Consider the following 14,047-nt stretch of genomic DNA (forward strand, 5'->3'; position numbering starts at 1 on the left):
GTGTAGAATGCCGGCATGTCCGATCTCCTGCCTGATTCTCAGCCCTCCAACGCCCCGGAATGGACGGTCTCCGAACTCTCCGGCGCCCTCAAGCGCACGGTGGAGGATGCGTTCGGCTATGTGCGCGTGCGCGGCGAAATCTCGGGCTATCGCGGGCCGGTCGCTTCGGGCCACGCCTATTTCGCCCTGAAGGATGAGGGCGCCAAGATCGACGCGGTGATCTGGAAGGGCAACATGGCGCGCCTCAAGCAGCGCCCCGAGGAAGGCATGGAGGTGATCGCCCATGGCCGCCTCACCACCTTCCCCGGCAAGTCCTCCTACCAGATCATCATCGACCGGCTGGAGCCCGCCGGCCTCGGCGCGCTGATGGCCCTCCTGGAGGAGCGTCGGCGCAAGCTCGCCGCCGAGGGCCTGTTCGACGAGATCCGCAAGCGCGCGCTGCCCTTCCTGCCGCGCGTGGTCGGCGTCGTCACCTCACCCACCGGTGCGGTGATCCGCGACATCCTGCATCGCATCTCCGACCGTTTCCCCCGTCCCGTCATCGTCTGGCCGGTGCGGGTTCAGGGCGACACCAGTGCCACCGAAATCGCGAGTGCCATCAACGGTTTCGACGCATTGCCTCAAGAAGGCCGCATCCCGCGCCCGGACGTGCTGATCGTGGCGCGCGGCGGCGGCAGCCTGGAGGACCTGTGGTCCTTCAACGAGGAGATCGTGGTGCGAGCCGCCGCGAATTGCTCGATCCCCTTGATCTCGGCCGTAGGCCATGAGACCGACTGGACCTTGATCGACCACGTAGCGGACCGCCGCGCTCCCACACCCACGGGCGCGGCCGAGATGGCCGTACCGGTGCGAGCGGACCTCTTCGCCAATCTGCATGACCTCGGCGCGCGGCTCACCGGCCACGCTTTGCGCATGATCGAGCGCCGCCGGCAGGACCTGCGCAATCTCGGCCGGGCCCTGCCCAGCGGCGAGGCGCTGCTGGCGACCCCTCGCCAGCGGCTGGACCTCACCGCCGGGCGCCTCGTCCATGCACTGCTGCTGAGCACCCGCCGGCATCACCAGCTTTATGACGCGGTCTCCCGCCGCCTGCTGGCGCAAAGCCCGTCCAACCGGCTCGACCGCAGTCGGGATCGTTTCCACGCCGTGGCGGATCGCCTGAATGCCAGCGCCCGCATCGCCCTCGCCCGCAAGCGCGAGACGTTCGCCAGCCGCGCGGGCCAATTGTCGCCGCTGCTGCTGTCCCGCCGCAGCGAAGCGGGGCGCGAACGCCTGGACAACCTCGCCAACCGCCTGCACCAGGCCGCGAGCGCCCGCACCCAGGCCCAGCGCGAGCGGCTCAGCCGCTTTTCCGTCCTGCTCGATGCCTATTCCTATCAGGGCGTACTGCAGCGCGGCTTTGCGCTGGTGCGCGATGGCGAGGGCAGGCCCGTGCGCAGTGTTCCGGCCGCCAGGGCAGCCTCAACCCTTGACCTGCAATTCGCCGATGGCCATTTCATCGTCGGCAATGGTGGCGCGCCGCCACCACCCAGACCGCCGAAAGCCAGACCGGCAAGCAAGCAACCCGGCCTGTTTGACGACTGACATTATTATCCAAGCTGGAAAATGAACTCCAAGCCTTTGATCGAACTGAGAATATCGCTTTGAAGAGTGAGCGCTTTTTGAGATCGTCCCCGCAGACACGGTCTGTTATATTTACCTGAACCCCTTTCCAACGCAGGCCAAACTCTCGATGAATCGTCACGAAAGCCGCATGTCGATGCCCGGCGAAGCACAGATCCAGTTTCTCGATGCGGATTTTCGCATCCTCAAGCCCGGCAGCTATGTGCGTTGCGCCGTGACCGGCGTCCATATCCCGATCGACGAACTACGTTACTGGAGCGTCGATCGCCAGGAAGCCTATGCCACGCGCGAAGCGGCACTGGAGCGTCTTAGGAGCCTCGGCGTGATCTGAGGTGCTCGAGGACTGGCTTTCGGCCGCAATACCGCAGGATACAGCCGTTCACGAAAGTCCGGTCGGCCGCCTTTTCCCACACAAATCTCAGTACTTTTGAACAACTATTTGTTTCTGCTTTCAAAAGCGAAATTGGTCGATTCAAGTGCGCCGGATCTCACGCCCGCCGTGTGCGAGATCGCACGCCATGACCGGAGGGAGTCAGGCACTGATTTTCAACGCCCGCATGGTTAAGTTTCCGTGGCGGGCGGATGGGAATTCGAGGGATAGTCCAATGTTTGAAAGTGCCGATGTCGAATATGGCGTCCTGCCCTTCATTCGCGATGCTGCCGGGGAACTGGTACCCCTCCAGCCCGTCGACGCGTCCAACCGGGCATCCGTACAGTACAGGGCCGAGTCAGCGGTGATTGCAGGTCGCTATGATGGTGCCATCGCCTTTTCGCGTTCGCGCGACCGGCGCTCGGGTGGCGTGAAGACCGCAATCATCGCCCAATTCGGAGAGTTGCCGGAATCGTTCAGCGAGCCGACGCCGGAGATGTCGCACTGAGCGGCTGGCGCCAGCTGGAGTGGCAGTCTCCGACTGCCATCTTCTTGGCCGGCAGGCGAACCGTCTGCAGCATGCGCCGACAGCCAGGAATGGCGGTAGAGGCCACCACTCCATCCGCCCCCTACCCACCGAGCCGGAAGCGCTTGACCAGGAAGTCGTGCAGTTCCCGCTCCTCCTCGAAGACGAGGCGGATCGGAACGGTCTGCGAGATGGAGGCGAGGCCAATGCGGGCTGGGCCGCCGGAGAGGCGGACCATATCCTTGGTGGTGGTCACCGGGATCAGCTTGGCGGTCTGCGCCCTGAGCGCGATGCGGCTGGCATCCTCCTCAGTGAAGGCGTGATGGTCGGCGAAGACTTCGGTGGCGGCGATGATGGCGCCCATGTCCGCAAGCGTCTTGAAGAACTTCTCCGGCCGCCCGATGCCGGCAAAGGCGAGGACGCGCTTGCCGCGCAACACCGGTGCCGACGGGTCGACCGTCGTCCGCGCCCGGAAGACCGCAAGCCCCGAGCCCCGGGCGAACTCGTGCACGATGGTGCCGGCATCGCCGGGTCCAATCACCACGACTGCCGAGGCGAATGGCACCTGGTCATGGATCGGCCCCCTGAGCGGGCCTGATGGAAAGACCATGCCGTTGCCGATGCCGGTTTCGCCATCCACCGCAATGATCGAGCAATCCTTATCGAGCGAGGGATTCTGGAAGCCGTCATCCATGATGATGATGGTGGCCCCCTCGGCAACCGCCAGCGCTGCGCCGGCAGGCCTGTCGCGCGAGAGCACGGTGAGCCCTTTCTGGGCCAACAGCAAGGCTTCATCGCCGACCCGATCGGCCGAAGCCTCAGGCAAGACGACCAGTGGTCCCCTCTCGCGCCCGCCATAGCCACGGGTTAGGAAGGCCGGTCTCTGGCCGGTCTGCCTGAGGATCTCGGCAATCTCGATCGCGAGCGGCGTCTTGCCGGCGCCGCCCAGAGTGAAATTGCCGACGCAAACCACCGGCACCTCGGCGCGCCCGCCCGGCCGGCGCATGCGGGCGATCACCTGTTCGCCATAGAGACGCGCGATTGGGCTCAGCAGCCACGCCAGCCAGCCCCTGGGCCGGTACCAGAATTGCGGTGCGCTGAGACTGATCGGCAGCAGGGAGCTCATGACGCCGGCTTCGCCAGCGCGGCCAGCGCGGCCATGGTGCGGTCGAGCGCGCCTGTGAGGCTGGCGATGGCCCGGGCACCACCTTCAGCCACGCGTTCGGTTTCGGCGGGATCGGCCAGCAGGCGTGCGACGGCGGAGGTCAGTTCCTCGCTGCTGCGAACCATGATTGCGCCGCCCATGCCGTCCAACGCCCCATATGCCACCAGGAAATTTTGCACAAAAGGCCCGTGCAGAACAGCGGCGCCAAGCTTGGCCGGCTCGATTGGGTTCTGGCCACCGTCCCCCAGCAGCGACTTGCCGACGAAGACGATGCGGGCGAGACGGTAGAACAGGCCCATCTCGCCTACCGTGTCGGCGACATAGACCTCCATATCGGCCTGCGGTACCGCGCCCTCCGAGCGCAGCCCGACCTCAAGCCCCTTCGCCCGCAGGTCTGCCGCGACAGCCGGACCCCGCTCGGGATGCCGGGGGATGATCAGGGTAAGGAGACCAGCAAAGCGCCCCCTGAGCGCAGTGTGGACCTCGCCGGCGAGAGCTTCTTCACCGTCATGGGTAGCAGCGGCCAGCCAAAGTGGCCTTGCCCCGATCGCGGCCTGCAACTCCCCGAGCTTTGCCTCGTCTGCCGAAGGCGCGGGCACATCGAATTTGAGGTTCCCCGATATCATCACGTTGGGAGCACCGAGCGCTTTGAAGCGCTCGCCATCGTCCTCGCTCTGGGCGGCAATGAGGTCGAAGCAGCCGAGCAGCGCGCCGATGGTGCGCGGGGCACGCCTCCAGCGGGCGAAGGAACGCAGCGACATGCGCCCGTTGACCAGCGCGAGCGCGACGCCGGCGGCCCTGGTTTCCTGCACCATGGTCGGCCAGATCTCCGATTCCAGGAAAACCGCCAGATCGGGCCGCCAATGCCTGAGGAAGCGCCGCACGAAGGCGGGGACGTCGAGCGGCACGAATTGATGGATCGCCCCCGCCGGCAGCCGCCGCGCCATCAAGGCGGCGGAGGTGACGGTGCCGGTCGTCATCAGGACCTGATAGCCCTCCGCGCCCAGCCGCTCGGCGAGGGGCAACAGCGTGATGGATTCGCCGACGCTCGCCCCGTGCAGCCAGCACAGAGGCCCCTCGGGACGAAGCTCGCCGGCAATGCCGACGCGCTCGGGCCGTCGCAACGGGTCTTCCTTGCCCCGGCGCTGGCGCCGCCCGAGAAGCAGGCCCGAAAAGGGGCCGAACCCCGCCGTCGCGAGGCCGTAGAGCCGCAGGATCAGGGGGCGGGACAAGTTCACGGACCCGCCCTGACGAATTTACGCCCGACCATGCCATAGGCGGTGCGGTGGGCTGCATCGAGATTGGCCTGCACTTCCTGGCGCTTGGCTTCCATCAAGGACTTGTCGGCATCCTCTGGCACATGCACGAGATCGCCCACCACAAAGGCGCCGCGCGAAAACGGCAGGCTGATCACGGCGCGGTCCCAGGTCGAGAGCTGGATCATGTTGGAGGTCGCAACCGCCACCGGCACGATCGGCCGGCCCGACAGGCGCGCCAGCGTGACGATGCCGAGCCCGGCGACCCCACCCGTGCGCGGCACATCGGCCGTCACGCCCACCGACTGCCCGCCCTTCAGCGTAGCCACCAGCTCGCGCAAGGCAGCCGGGCCGCCCTTGTGGTGCTGGCGCTGCGGCCGGGCCCCGGAGCCGCGCACCAGGCCGAGGCCGAGCCGCGTCACCGCGATTGCATTGATCTCGCCATCGCCGTGCCGGGAGATCAGGATCTTGAACTCATGCCCCTCGCGCCGCATGAAGGGCACCAGGAAATGATGCCCGTGCCACATGGCAACGATATAGGGATATTCGCCGCGGATCGGCCCGTAGAGATCGGCGGGAACGTCGGTGAAGCGGCTGGTGTCGTGGACGAGCTTCAGCCAGGCCGCAAGGCCTTCGCCGATACCCTTCTGGATGAATTTGGACTGGCCGATACTCTTGATCATTCAGACGGTATCAGCCCTTGGTCTTGTCTGTCGCGGGATCGAGCAGACGATGTAGATGCACGATGAAATAGCGCATCTGCGCATTGTCGACACTCGACTGCGCCTTCGCCTTCCAGGCTGCCTGGGCACTGGCGTAATTGGGGAAGATGCCGACGATGTCGAGACCGGCCAGATCCTTGAACTCGATGCCTTCGATCGAAGTCAGCTCGCCGCCGAAGACCAGGTGCAGCAATTGTTTTGATGGTTCGCTCATTCGAGACTCCTAGAGCAAAACGCGTTTAGGCATGAACGCTTCTTTTCTCTAACTCTTTGTTTCGACGCGTCTTTGCGGTACTTGCCGGTTCCGTCAAATCGCAAAACGCTTTAGATCTTTCAGTCTTTCACGCGGTCGAACAGCGACACCAGGCCGGCATGACGGCCAAGGCCGGCCATCACCAGCGGCCGGTGCACCGGGTCCGCGCGATTGTAGATCACGTCATCGCCGTGGAAGGTGCTCAGGCGGCCGCCGGCTTCGCTCAGGATGATGTCGGCGGCGGCGATATCCCAGTCATGCGAGGCGCCAGAGGCGAAGGCGGCGTCGACCAGCCCTTCGGCGACATAGGCAATGCGCAAGGCGAGGGATGACAGGCGCGAAGCCCGCTCGACCCAAGTCGGCAAGCCCGGGCGAATGAGATCGAACATCGGCTTGGGGCCGGCGATAGTGTGGGTCTGCGCCAGCGCGCCGACGTTCGCCTTGATGGCCGCGCCATTCTTGAAGGCGCCGACGCCCCGGCCCGCGCTATAGAGATCGCCATTGGTCGGCCGGTACAGCACGCCGGCGAGCGGGCGGCCATCTTCCACGAGGGCGGCAGAAATCACCCATTCGCCATTGCCGGCGATGAAGCCGCGCGTGCCGTCGATGGGATCGAGCACCCAGACCTGGCGTTTCGAGAGCCGCTCGGCGCTGTCGCCGGCCTCCTCCGAGAGCCAGCCGATCGCACTGGAAACGCCGCGCAGACGTTTGGCAAGATGGGCATCGATGGCAAGATCCGCCTCGGTCACCGGCGAATTGTCCGGCTTGTCGAAGACCCGGGCGCCGTCACGCGCGAAACGCAGGCCGATTTCGCCAGCCTCCCTCGCAGCTTCGGTCAGCAGCGGCAGCGCCTCGCCTGCAGTCAAAAGACGGGCCATCCGCCCCGCGTCATCCCTGGCATCCATGGCCCGGATTTAGGCGAGCAGAGCAGCGCACGCAAGCGAGAACCGTGGGTTCTGATTGCGCTCGTGTATACGTTATCGGGGCGCAATAGAATCGGCGCGGGCAAGCAACAAGGCGCGCTCCCTGTCATTGCCGGTCAATTCGGCGGCGCGACGGAATTCCGCGCGGGCTTCCGGGATCTGTCCCAGCTTCTCCAGAAGGTCGCCGCGCACAGTCGGCAGCAGATGCGATTCCCTTAAGCGTGGCTCCTCCCTCAGCGCATCGGCGACGGCGAGACCCTGGGCCGGTCCGAACGCCATGCCGACCGCCATCGCGCGGTTGATTTCGACGATGGGCGAAGGCGCCGCCAAGGCGAGCGCCTGGTAATAGGCGGCGATGGCGATCCAATCGGTGTCCGCGGCGGTCATAGCGCGGGCATGGCAGGCGGCGATCATCGCCTGCAGCAGACAGGGACCGGGCGTCGGCGTCAGCGCCATAGCGCGGTTCAAGCCGTCGAGGCCGCGCCGGATCAGCGACCAATTCCATCGGCTACGGTCCTGATCGAGCAGCAGGATGGGATCGCCCGCCTTGTCGGTGCGGGCGGAAAATCGCGAGGCCTGCAGTTCCATCAATGCCACCAATCCGAGGGCCTCGGGCTCGTCCGGCATCAGCGCCACCAGCGAACGGCCCAGACGCAGGGCCTCGCCGCTCAGGTCGGCGCGCAGCCAGTCCGGCCCCGCCGTCGGCACATAGCCCTCGTTGAAGATCAGATAGACCACCTCGAGCACGGCGGTGAGGCGCTCCCGCCGCTCCGGCCCACGCGGCGTCTCGAAAGGGATGGCGGCATCGCTCAGGGTCCGCTTGGCTCGCACGATGCGCTGGGCGACGGTCGCCTCGGGCATCAGGAAAGCACGAGCGATCTCGGGCGTCGACAGTCCGCCCAGCATCCGCAAGGCCAGGGCGGCGCGTTGCTCGGCCGGCAGCACGGGATGGCAGGCGGTGAAGATCAGCCGCAGCAGGTCGTCGTCTATGTCCTCGTCGAGCGCTCCCTCGATATCGGGCGTCTGGCGTTCGAGCCAGGCAAGATCGACGGCGAGTTCCCGATGCTTGCCGTCGATCAGGGTGGTGCGGCGCAGGAGATCCAGCGCCCGGTTCTTGGCAACCTGGGTCAGCCAGGCGGCCGGGTTGCGCGGGATGCCGTCCCGAGGCCAGCGTTCCAGCGCCGAGAGGAAGGCATCCTGCGCGATCTCCTCGGCCAGCCCGACATCGCGCAGATAGCGGACCAGCCTGGCGGCGAGCTTCCGCTGCTCGATCCGCCAAACTGCTTCGATGGTCGCGGTCGGGGTCACCCTTTCAGCTCGCCGAACCCTTCAGCCGCCTTCTGGACGTCCTCGGGGAACTCGGTCATCTCGAAGACGCGGCGGATCTCGATCACGTCATTCTCCGAGGCGGGGCAGCGGCGAGCCCATTCGATGGCCTCCTCGCGCGAGCGCACGTCGAGCATCCAATAGCCGCCCAGCACCTCCTTGACCTCAGCGAAGGGCCCGTCGGTAACAACGGGCTTTCCACCCTTGAAGCTCACCCGCGCGCCCGAGGACGGCGGATGCAGGCCGTCGAGGGCCAGCAGCACGCCGGCCTTCTTCAACTCCTCATTGAATTTCATCATCGCCTGCACCGCCTCGGCGCTGGGCATGGTGTCGGGTGCCGCGGACTCGTAGCCGCCGGGGATCATCAGCATCATGAACCGCATGGGTCTTTCTCCTTGGTTGGTTCGATCCTTCGACGAACGAAGACCGCAGAATCGACAAGAGCGCGGAAAAAATCAAAGCGCCATTACCTCATGGGCGATACCGTCGAGGCAACCGCATTGGCTCCGGCGACGTCGGAAGCGCTTCCGATTGGAAGTGCTTCCGATTGGAAGTGCTTCCGATTACCTGGCGCGTAATTGAGAGGCGGCGGGCCGCCGGCCATGCTATTCGGGCCTGAAGCAATCAGGCGTCCTTAAAGGAGAGCTTGAAATGTCCGATCCCGCCACCATCGCCAGGACCTATATCGCCACCTGGAACGAGACCGACCCCGCCCGCCGCCGCGCGCTGCTCGCCGCGACCTGGGCGGAGGACGCTCTCTACATCGACCCGCTGATGAAGGGCGAAGGTTACGATCAGATCGATGGCCTGATCGCTGCCGTGCAGCAGCGCTTTCCCGATTTCCGCTTCGCCCTGATCGGCAAGGCGGACGGCCATGGCGACCATGTCCGCTTTTCCTGGCAGCTTGGGCCTGATGGCGCCGAAGCCCCCATCAAGGGCACGGATTTCGTGCAGCTGGAAAACGGGCGCCTCAGCAAGGTCAGCGGCTTCCTCGATCAGGTTCCGGCGGCAGCATGAGCGGTCGCGCGAATACAGCCCATGCCCGCCGCCCCGGCGGCCTGCCTCCCGGCAGGCCCGCCCGGGGCATCGGCGAGCATCTGCGTGCGTGGCGCCAGCACCGGCGCCTCAGCCAGCTCGACTTCGCGCTGGAGGCGGAGATCTCCCAGCGCCACCTCAGCTTCATGGAAAGCGGCCGTTCGCAGCCGAGCCGCGAGATGGTCCTGCACCTGGCCGAGCGGCTGGAAGTGCCGCTGCGCGAGCGCAACAACCTCCTGCTGGCAGCCGGGTATGCGCCCGTATACAAAGAGCGGCCGCTGGAGGATCCGGCGCTGGAGCCGGCACGGCAGGCCATCGACCTGGTGCTCAAGGGGCACGAGCCCTTTCCGGCGGTGGCGGTTGACCGGCACTGGACGCTCATCGCTGCCAACGAGGCCATCGCGCCGTTGCTTGCCGGCGTCACGGACGAGAACCTGCTCAAGCCGCCAGTGAACGTGCTGCGGCTGGCGCTCCACCCCAACGGTGTTGCGCCGCACACCGTCAACCTGCCCGAATGGCGCGAGCACCTGCTCGAACGCCTGCGCCACCAGATCACGGTCACGGGCGACGGCGCCCTTTCCGAATTGCTTGCCGAGCTCCAGGCATATCCCGTGCCGGCGGCAAAACGCGGCGCCAAGGCAACGGACTATGGCGGCATCGTCGTGCCGTTTCAGTTGCGGTCGGAAGCGGGGCTGCTGACCTTCTTCTCGACCGTGACGGTATTCGGCACGCCGGTCGATATCACCCTGTCCGAGCTTGCGCTGGAGTCCTTCTTCCCGGCCAATGCCGAGACGGCGGAGATCATGCGCAATCTGGGAGCGCGGACGTCCTAGTCCTCTCTTGGAAACGACTCGCTCTAAGGGATCATTAAAAATAGGTGCTTCAAGCGCGACGCTTTCGCGCCTCTCCTGTTCTTCGAGCAGCAGCTTGCCGATTCACTGATTTCTTGACGATTCCCCAAGTGTTGGCCTCTTACGTCTGCGCCGCTTTCTCACCGCCATGCGCAAACGTTCTCGTTCCCACGCCGTTTCCGGCTGGGTTGATGAAGAGAGACCGGGCGATGGCGGCTGCGGGGCAGCCGTGAAAGCAGGATCATGGAAGATGCAGGCCGCACTGTCGATGCGAGCCGCCATCGCCCCGTTCCGGCGGCCCGGCACGCTGACAAAGCGCGCAAGGCCACCCATTTTTTCCGCCTTGCGAAGGCGGAGGCGAGCCGGGAGCGGATGGCACGGACCATCCGAACCCGGCCCAGCCGGCTCGGCAAAGGGGCTGAGCGACGTCCATCCTGGCCGGACGGTGGCATCAGCCGTCTTCACCACATCGGCGGGAGGAGGGACGAAGGCGTTGCAAGGCTCAAGCCCTTCACGCTCCGTCCAGGGATCACAGGGCACTTCCATGGGGTGCCGATCCCGTTTGTCCCGCTCGTCACCCCTGGAGGCCGGCTTCGAAGGAAGCAGGACCGCCGCATGTGCCTGCCACCTGGACAGGCTCTTGGGGTGGATGGAGGGGTTCGGGGCCAGGTTGCGCGCACGCCGGCCGCTGACGCCTCATTCCGTCACGGAATAAAGCATGGGAACAAATGAAAGTCAATATTCGTTCTATTTCTATTCCTACGCCACAGGACGAGGATGCCAGGCAGGGTGGTGTCGATTGATCCGGTCGCCGACGAGCGGTTTGACCGGCTAACGAAGGGATCGTTCAAGAATGAACGCTTCCAGCACCGCGCCTCTCCTGCACTCTCAATACCGACATTCCGATTCACTGATTTTTTGACGGCCCCCAAGGCGCGGGAAGAGCGGATCGTCCGACACTACCTTGAGTGTCGTAGGGACGTCCGCGCTCCCAGTTTTACGCCGCCTTGCTGGCTGCCGGGGCCTCGAGCGACTGCAGCACCTCGAAGCCCTCGAACACCGGATGGCCAAGCGTCAAGGACGGGCCCTTGCCGGCATTGCGATGCGAGGCACGGAAGGCTTCCGACTGCGTCCAGGCCTCGAAATCGGCCCGGCTGCGCCAGATCACATGCGAGGAGTAGAGGATGTGATCCTCGCGCTCCGGACCACGCAGGAGATGGAAGGCGACGAAGCCGGGAAGCTTGTCGATGTGCACCTCTCGGTCGCGCCAGAGCGCCTCGAAATCGGCGGTGCACTCCTTCTTCACCTGGAAACGGTTCATGGCAATGAACATAGGGACTTCCTTTCTAGTGTTCTGAGCTCAGCTTCGTGGACAAGACAGCGGAATAATGGCCGGAACGGCTTTCGGAGGTGGTGCGGTCAGCGAGGCGGAGCGCACGGCACTCAAGGCTGCCCTGTCGAGGGCCGAGTCGCCTGATGCGCCCATCAACCTGACTGAACTGATCCTACCCTGCGCCGAAATGACCGCGCCGACTTTCACATGTGCGCCGCCCTGGCAGCCGATGTCACCCATGGCCCTCATCCGGCTCATGACGGCAGCACGCAGGATGGCCGCGTAGGCCTGCACCGACGCACCGCTGATACGGGCATCGTCGGCCATGCCGATGTCGGAGATAGACCCCTGGCCACCCTTTTGCACCCGCTTGATCTTCGTCGTTGTGTCCAGATTGGCGAAGCGGCTCTCCTGGGGCTGCGTCTTGGCAGGGGCCGACTTGGCAGATGGCTCCGTCTTCCTTTTCAGCTCGCGGACCTTCTTGGGCTGTTCCGGCTTCTGCGGCTTGGGCTTCTCGACCGCAGGCACGGAAGGCGAGTCCGGGGCATCCTGCGCGGGCTCGACGGACGGCGACATGAGTGGCACAGCGAGGTTGTCGTCGGGGCTGGCCGTGGTCAGCACATCCGGCGCCAAGGCCGCCATCTGTTGTGGCGGCGTCGCGGTCGCAGCCGGAGGCGATGCCTGCTCGGGCACCACCCTCTCGGTTGCCGCTTCGAGCATGGCCTCATCGGGCGAAACCGCAGACTGAGGAACTGGCGGACTCGCCTGAATGGCGACCGCATCGGGCCTCGCGCTCCGCTGCTGGTCGGGTGAAAAAGTATCGGTCTTCACCGCATCGGGCGGCACCACCGAGGCCGTGTCTTCCAGTTCGGCCGCTTCGGTCACGGTGTTGGTCGAGACCACCTCCGACGCCAGAGGCGCGCTGTTCATGTTCACCGCATCCGAGGAGGGCGCAGGGGCGAAGGAGGCCTCGATCGGCCGGTTGAGGCGCGTCTCCGTGCCCGGCGGCATCAAGGCCCAGGCACCCGCCAGCGCCGTCAGGTGCAGCACGGTCGCGCCGGCGATCATGCCCGCCCGCCAGTCCCGAAAGATCTCGGCCGCCATCATGGTTGCGCTGCCGCCTTGTCCGCCTTGCCGATGAAGGCGAGCCGACCGACGCCGTCGCGGCTGAGCGCGGCCATGGTGTCGAGCACCTTTTCATAGGGTACGCTGGCATCGGCCCTGATATGGGCGATCACCGTCGGATCTTCGGCAAGCCGGGCCTTTATGGCGGCATCGAAATCCGCGCCGTTGCAGGCCTCCCTGCCAACGAAGATGCTGCCATCAGCCTTGATCGAAATGACCAGCGGCTCCTTGGCGGGCGGCAGCGCCGCCACGCCACTCGCCTTGGGCAGGTTCACCTTCACCCCGGCCGCCAGCATGGGCGCGGTGACCATGAAGACGATCAGCAGCACGAGCATGACGTCGACAAAGGGCGTCACATTGATGTCGGCCACAGCTTTTGGGCCGCGCAGGCCATCGGTACTTTCTGGATCCTGCAGCGAAAAGCTCATTCCGCAGCCTCCCGGTAATCGGTCGCCGCCGTGACCGGCGCGCCGCGGCGCGAGGCCATCAGCTCGGCTTCACGGCGCAGGATCTGCTCGAACTGGCGTCCGAGGCCGGCCATCCCCTGCGACAGGCGATTATAGGCAATCAGCGCCGGAATGGCGGCCACCAGGCCGAGCGCCGTGGTGAAGAGGGCCTCGGCGATGCCGGGGGCGACGGTGGCAAGCGAGGTATCATTGGCGCCGGCAATGGCGGAGAAGGAATTCATCACGCCCCACACCGTGCCGAACAGGCCGACGAAAGGCGCGACGGCGGCGACGGTTGCGAGCACGGAAAGGCCGGCATCGCTGGCGCCGATCAACCCGCCAGCCACCTCGCGCATCGCCCGCTCGATCCTGGCGCGATATTCGCCGCCCGTCTCGCCTGGGACGCCGAGATCCGCCGACTGCCGGCCGCCGATCAGCAGTGTCTGCGCCAATACTGGCGCGCCGACCAGTCCTTTGGCCGCGGCCTGGCGCAGGAAGCCGCGCAGCCGCGCCTGGCGCCTAATGGTCTCGAAGCTCAGGCCCCAGGACAGCACCGAGGCGACCACGAGGATCAGCATGACCGCCTTCACCACCGGGTCGGCGTTGAGCAGCAGATTCACGAAGGAAAAATGCGTGGCGGTCTCTGTCATGACGATCTCGCTTCAAAAGGATCTATTTGAAAAACTTGGCGCTCGCCTTGGAGGTGACGTTGACTATGTCGAGGCAGGCCGATGGCGGTTCCGTGTTGCCGGCGAATTGGCAGGCAGGTACGTCGTTGAGCAGGATGCTGCCGATGCCGTCACAAGCGAGCCCGGCAACGTCGAAGGCCTTGACGATGGTCTTGCTCGCCGGCACCGGGCCGAGATCCACAGCCAGGCGCTTGGCCACCACACCGTCCAGGCCGAACATCACCAGGTCGGCCCGCAGACTCTGCGCTGCGGCGGCACGGGCGTTGACGACAACCATGGTCAGCCGGCAATTGCCGTTCTGGGTCTCGAGCCTGTTGAGGTCGATCGACAGGTCCGCGGCGAGCGCCGGCACGGGAACTAGCATGGCGGCGGCGATCGAAAGGCAGGCGAGCAGTTTCTTCATGAGT

17 protein-coding genes are annotated in these 14,047 nt (G+C 65.6%); 5 read left to right on the forward strand and 12 right to left on the reverse strand.

Annotation, left to right across the window (positions count from 1 at the left end):
- Window positions 1-15: 15 nt before the first annotated feature.
- The 3 genes from xseA (at window position 16) to ACMDCR_RS23120 (ending at window position 2,498) form a co-directional block, all read left to right on the forward strand.
- Window positions 16-1,581 carry an exodeoxyribonuclease VII large subunit gene (gene xseA / locus ACMDCR_RS23110; RefSeq protein ID WP_413988875.1) on the forward strand — a complete coding sequence of 522 codons (1,566 nt, stop codon included), beginning with the start codon at window positions 16-18 and terminating at the stop codon, window positions 1,579-1,581.
- Window positions 1,582-1,729: 148 nt separating this feature from the next.
- Window positions 1,730-1,951: a DUF2093 domain-containing protein gene (locus ACMDCR_RS23115; protein ID WP_284315504.1), complete on the forward strand. Its 222-nt coding sequence runs from the start codon at window positions 1,730-1,732 to the stop codon at window positions 1,949-1,951.
- Window positions 1,952-2,225: 274 nt separating this feature from the next.
- On the forward strand, window positions 2,226-2,498 hold the full coding sequence (locus ACMDCR_RS23120; RefSeq protein ID WP_413988876.1) for a hypothetical protein: 273 nt from the start codon (window positions 2,226-2,228) through the stop codon (window positions 2,496-2,498).
- Window positions 2,499-2,619: 121 nt separating this feature from the next.
- Here the strand turns inward: ACMDCR_RS23120 and lpxK are convergent, their stop codons facing one another.
- The 7 genes from lpxK to ACMDCR_RS23155 form a co-directional block, all read right to left on the reverse strand.
- A complete protein-coding gene (lpxK, locus tag ACMDCR_RS23125) occupies window positions 2,620-3,642 on the reverse strand; it encodes a tetraacyldisaccharide 4'-kinase (protein WP_413988877.1) in 1,023 nt (340 codons plus the stop codon).
- The gene (locus ACMDCR_RS23130) at window positions 3,639-4,919 is read right to left on the reverse strand and encodes a 3-deoxy-D-manno-octulosonic acid transferase (RefSeq protein WP_413988878.1); all 1,281 of its coding nucleotides are present in this window, start codon (window positions 4,917-4,919) and stop codon (window positions 3,639-3,641) included. Before ACMDCR_RS23130 ends, lpxK begins: the two co-directional genes overlap by 4 nt.
- Window positions 4,916-5,620, reverse strand: coding sequence for a lysophospholipid acyltransferase family protein (locus ACMDCR_RS23135; protein WP_413988879.1), 705 nt, complete (start codon window positions 5,618-5,620; stop codon window positions 4,916-4,918). The genes ACMDCR_RS23130 and ACMDCR_RS23135 overlap by 4 nt, the downstream gene beginning before the upstream one ends.
- A gap of 10 nt (window positions 5,621-5,630) precedes the next feature.
- Window positions 5,631-5,873: a DUF4170 domain-containing protein gene (locus ACMDCR_RS23140; protein ID WP_413988880.1), complete on the reverse strand. Its 243-nt coding sequence runs from the start codon at window positions 5,871-5,873 to the stop codon at window positions 5,631-5,633.
- 119 nt (window positions 5,874-5,992) lie between these two features.
- Window positions 5,993-6,790: a 3'(2'),5'-bisphosphate nucleotidase CysQ gene (locus ACMDCR_RS23145; protein ID WP_413988881.1), complete on the reverse strand. Its 798-nt coding sequence runs from the start codon at window positions 6,788-6,790 to the stop codon at window positions 5,993-5,995.
- A gap of 99 nt (window positions 6,791-6,889) precedes the next feature.
- Window positions 6,890-8,143 carry an RNA polymerase sigma factor gene (locus tag ACMDCR_RS23150; protein ID WP_413988882.1) on the reverse strand — a complete coding sequence of 418 codons (1,254 nt, stop codon included), beginning with the start codon at window positions 8,141-8,143 and terminating at the stop codon, window positions 6,890-6,892.
- Window positions 8,140-8,544: a YciI family protein gene (locus ACMDCR_RS23155; RefSeq protein WP_413988883.1), complete on the reverse strand. Its 405-nt coding sequence runs from the start codon at window positions 8,542-8,544 to the stop codon at window positions 8,140-8,142. The genes ACMDCR_RS23150 and ACMDCR_RS23155 overlap by 4 nt, the downstream gene beginning before the upstream one ends.
- A 268-nt stretch (window positions 8,545-8,812) precedes the next feature.
- Here ACMDCR_RS23155 and ACMDCR_RS23160 point away from each other — a divergent pair, with 268 nt between their 5' ends.
- Both ACMDCR_RS23160 and ACMDCR_RS23165 read left to right on the forward strand, forming a co-directional pair.
- Window positions 8,813-9,178, forward strand: coding sequence for a nuclear transport factor 2 family protein (locus ACMDCR_RS23160; protein ID WP_413988884.1), 366 nt, complete (start codon window positions 8,813-8,815; stop codon window positions 9,176-9,178).
- Window positions 9,175-10,029 (forward strand): helix-turn-helix domain-containing protein, encoded by an 855-nt coding sequence (locus ACMDCR_RS23165; RefSeq protein ID WP_413988885.1) that lies wholly within the window; start codon window positions 9,175-9,177, stop codon window positions 10,027-10,029. The genes ACMDCR_RS23160 and ACMDCR_RS23165 overlap by 4 nt, the downstream gene beginning before the upstream one ends.
- Before the next feature lie 1,015 nt (window positions 10,030-11,044).
- Here the strand turns inward: ACMDCR_RS23165 and ACMDCR_RS23170 are convergent.
- From ACMDCR_RS23170 to ACMDCR_RS23190, 5 genes are read right to left on the reverse strand one after another with little or no spacing between them, the layout of a single operon-like run.
- A complete protein-coding gene (locus tag ACMDCR_RS23170; RefSeq protein WP_413988886.1) occupies window positions 11,045-11,380 on the reverse strand; it encodes an antibiotic biosynthesis monooxygenase family protein in 336 nt (111 codons plus the stop codon).
- A 27-nt stretch (window positions 11,381-11,407) separates the two neighbouring features.
- A complete protein-coding gene (locus tag ACMDCR_RS23175; protein WP_413988887.1) occupies window positions 11,408-12,487 on the reverse strand; it encodes a TonB family protein in 1,080 nt (359 codons plus the stop codon).
- Window positions 12,484-12,933, reverse strand: a complete 450-nt coding sequence (locus ACMDCR_RS23180) for an ExbD/TolR family protein (RefSeq protein ID WP_413988888.1) — start codon at window positions 12,931-12,933, stop codon at window positions 12,484-12,486. Before ACMDCR_RS23180 ends, ACMDCR_RS23175 begins: the two co-directional genes overlap by 4 nt.
- Entirely contained in the window at window positions 12,930-13,601 is a 672-nt protein-coding gene (locus ACMDCR_RS23185) for a MotA/TolQ/ExbB proton channel family protein (protein ID WP_413988889.1), read from the reverse strand. The genes ACMDCR_RS23180 and ACMDCR_RS23185 overlap by 4 nt, the downstream gene beginning before the upstream one ends.
- Window positions 13,602-13,623: 22 nt before the next feature.
- Window positions 13,624-14,043 carry a hypothetical protein gene (locus tag ACMDCR_RS23190; protein ID WP_413988890.1) on the reverse strand — a complete coding sequence of 140 codons (420 nt, stop codon included), beginning with the start codon at window positions 14,041-14,043 and terminating at the stop codon, window positions 13,624-13,626.
- Window positions 14,044-14,047: the final 4 nt, after the last annotated feature.

Source organism: Labrys okinawensis (assembly GCF_047345005.1).
GTDB classification, from domain to species: domain Bacteria; phylum Pseudomonadota; class Alphaproteobacteria; order Rhizobiales; family Labraceae; genus Labrys; species Labrys okinawensis.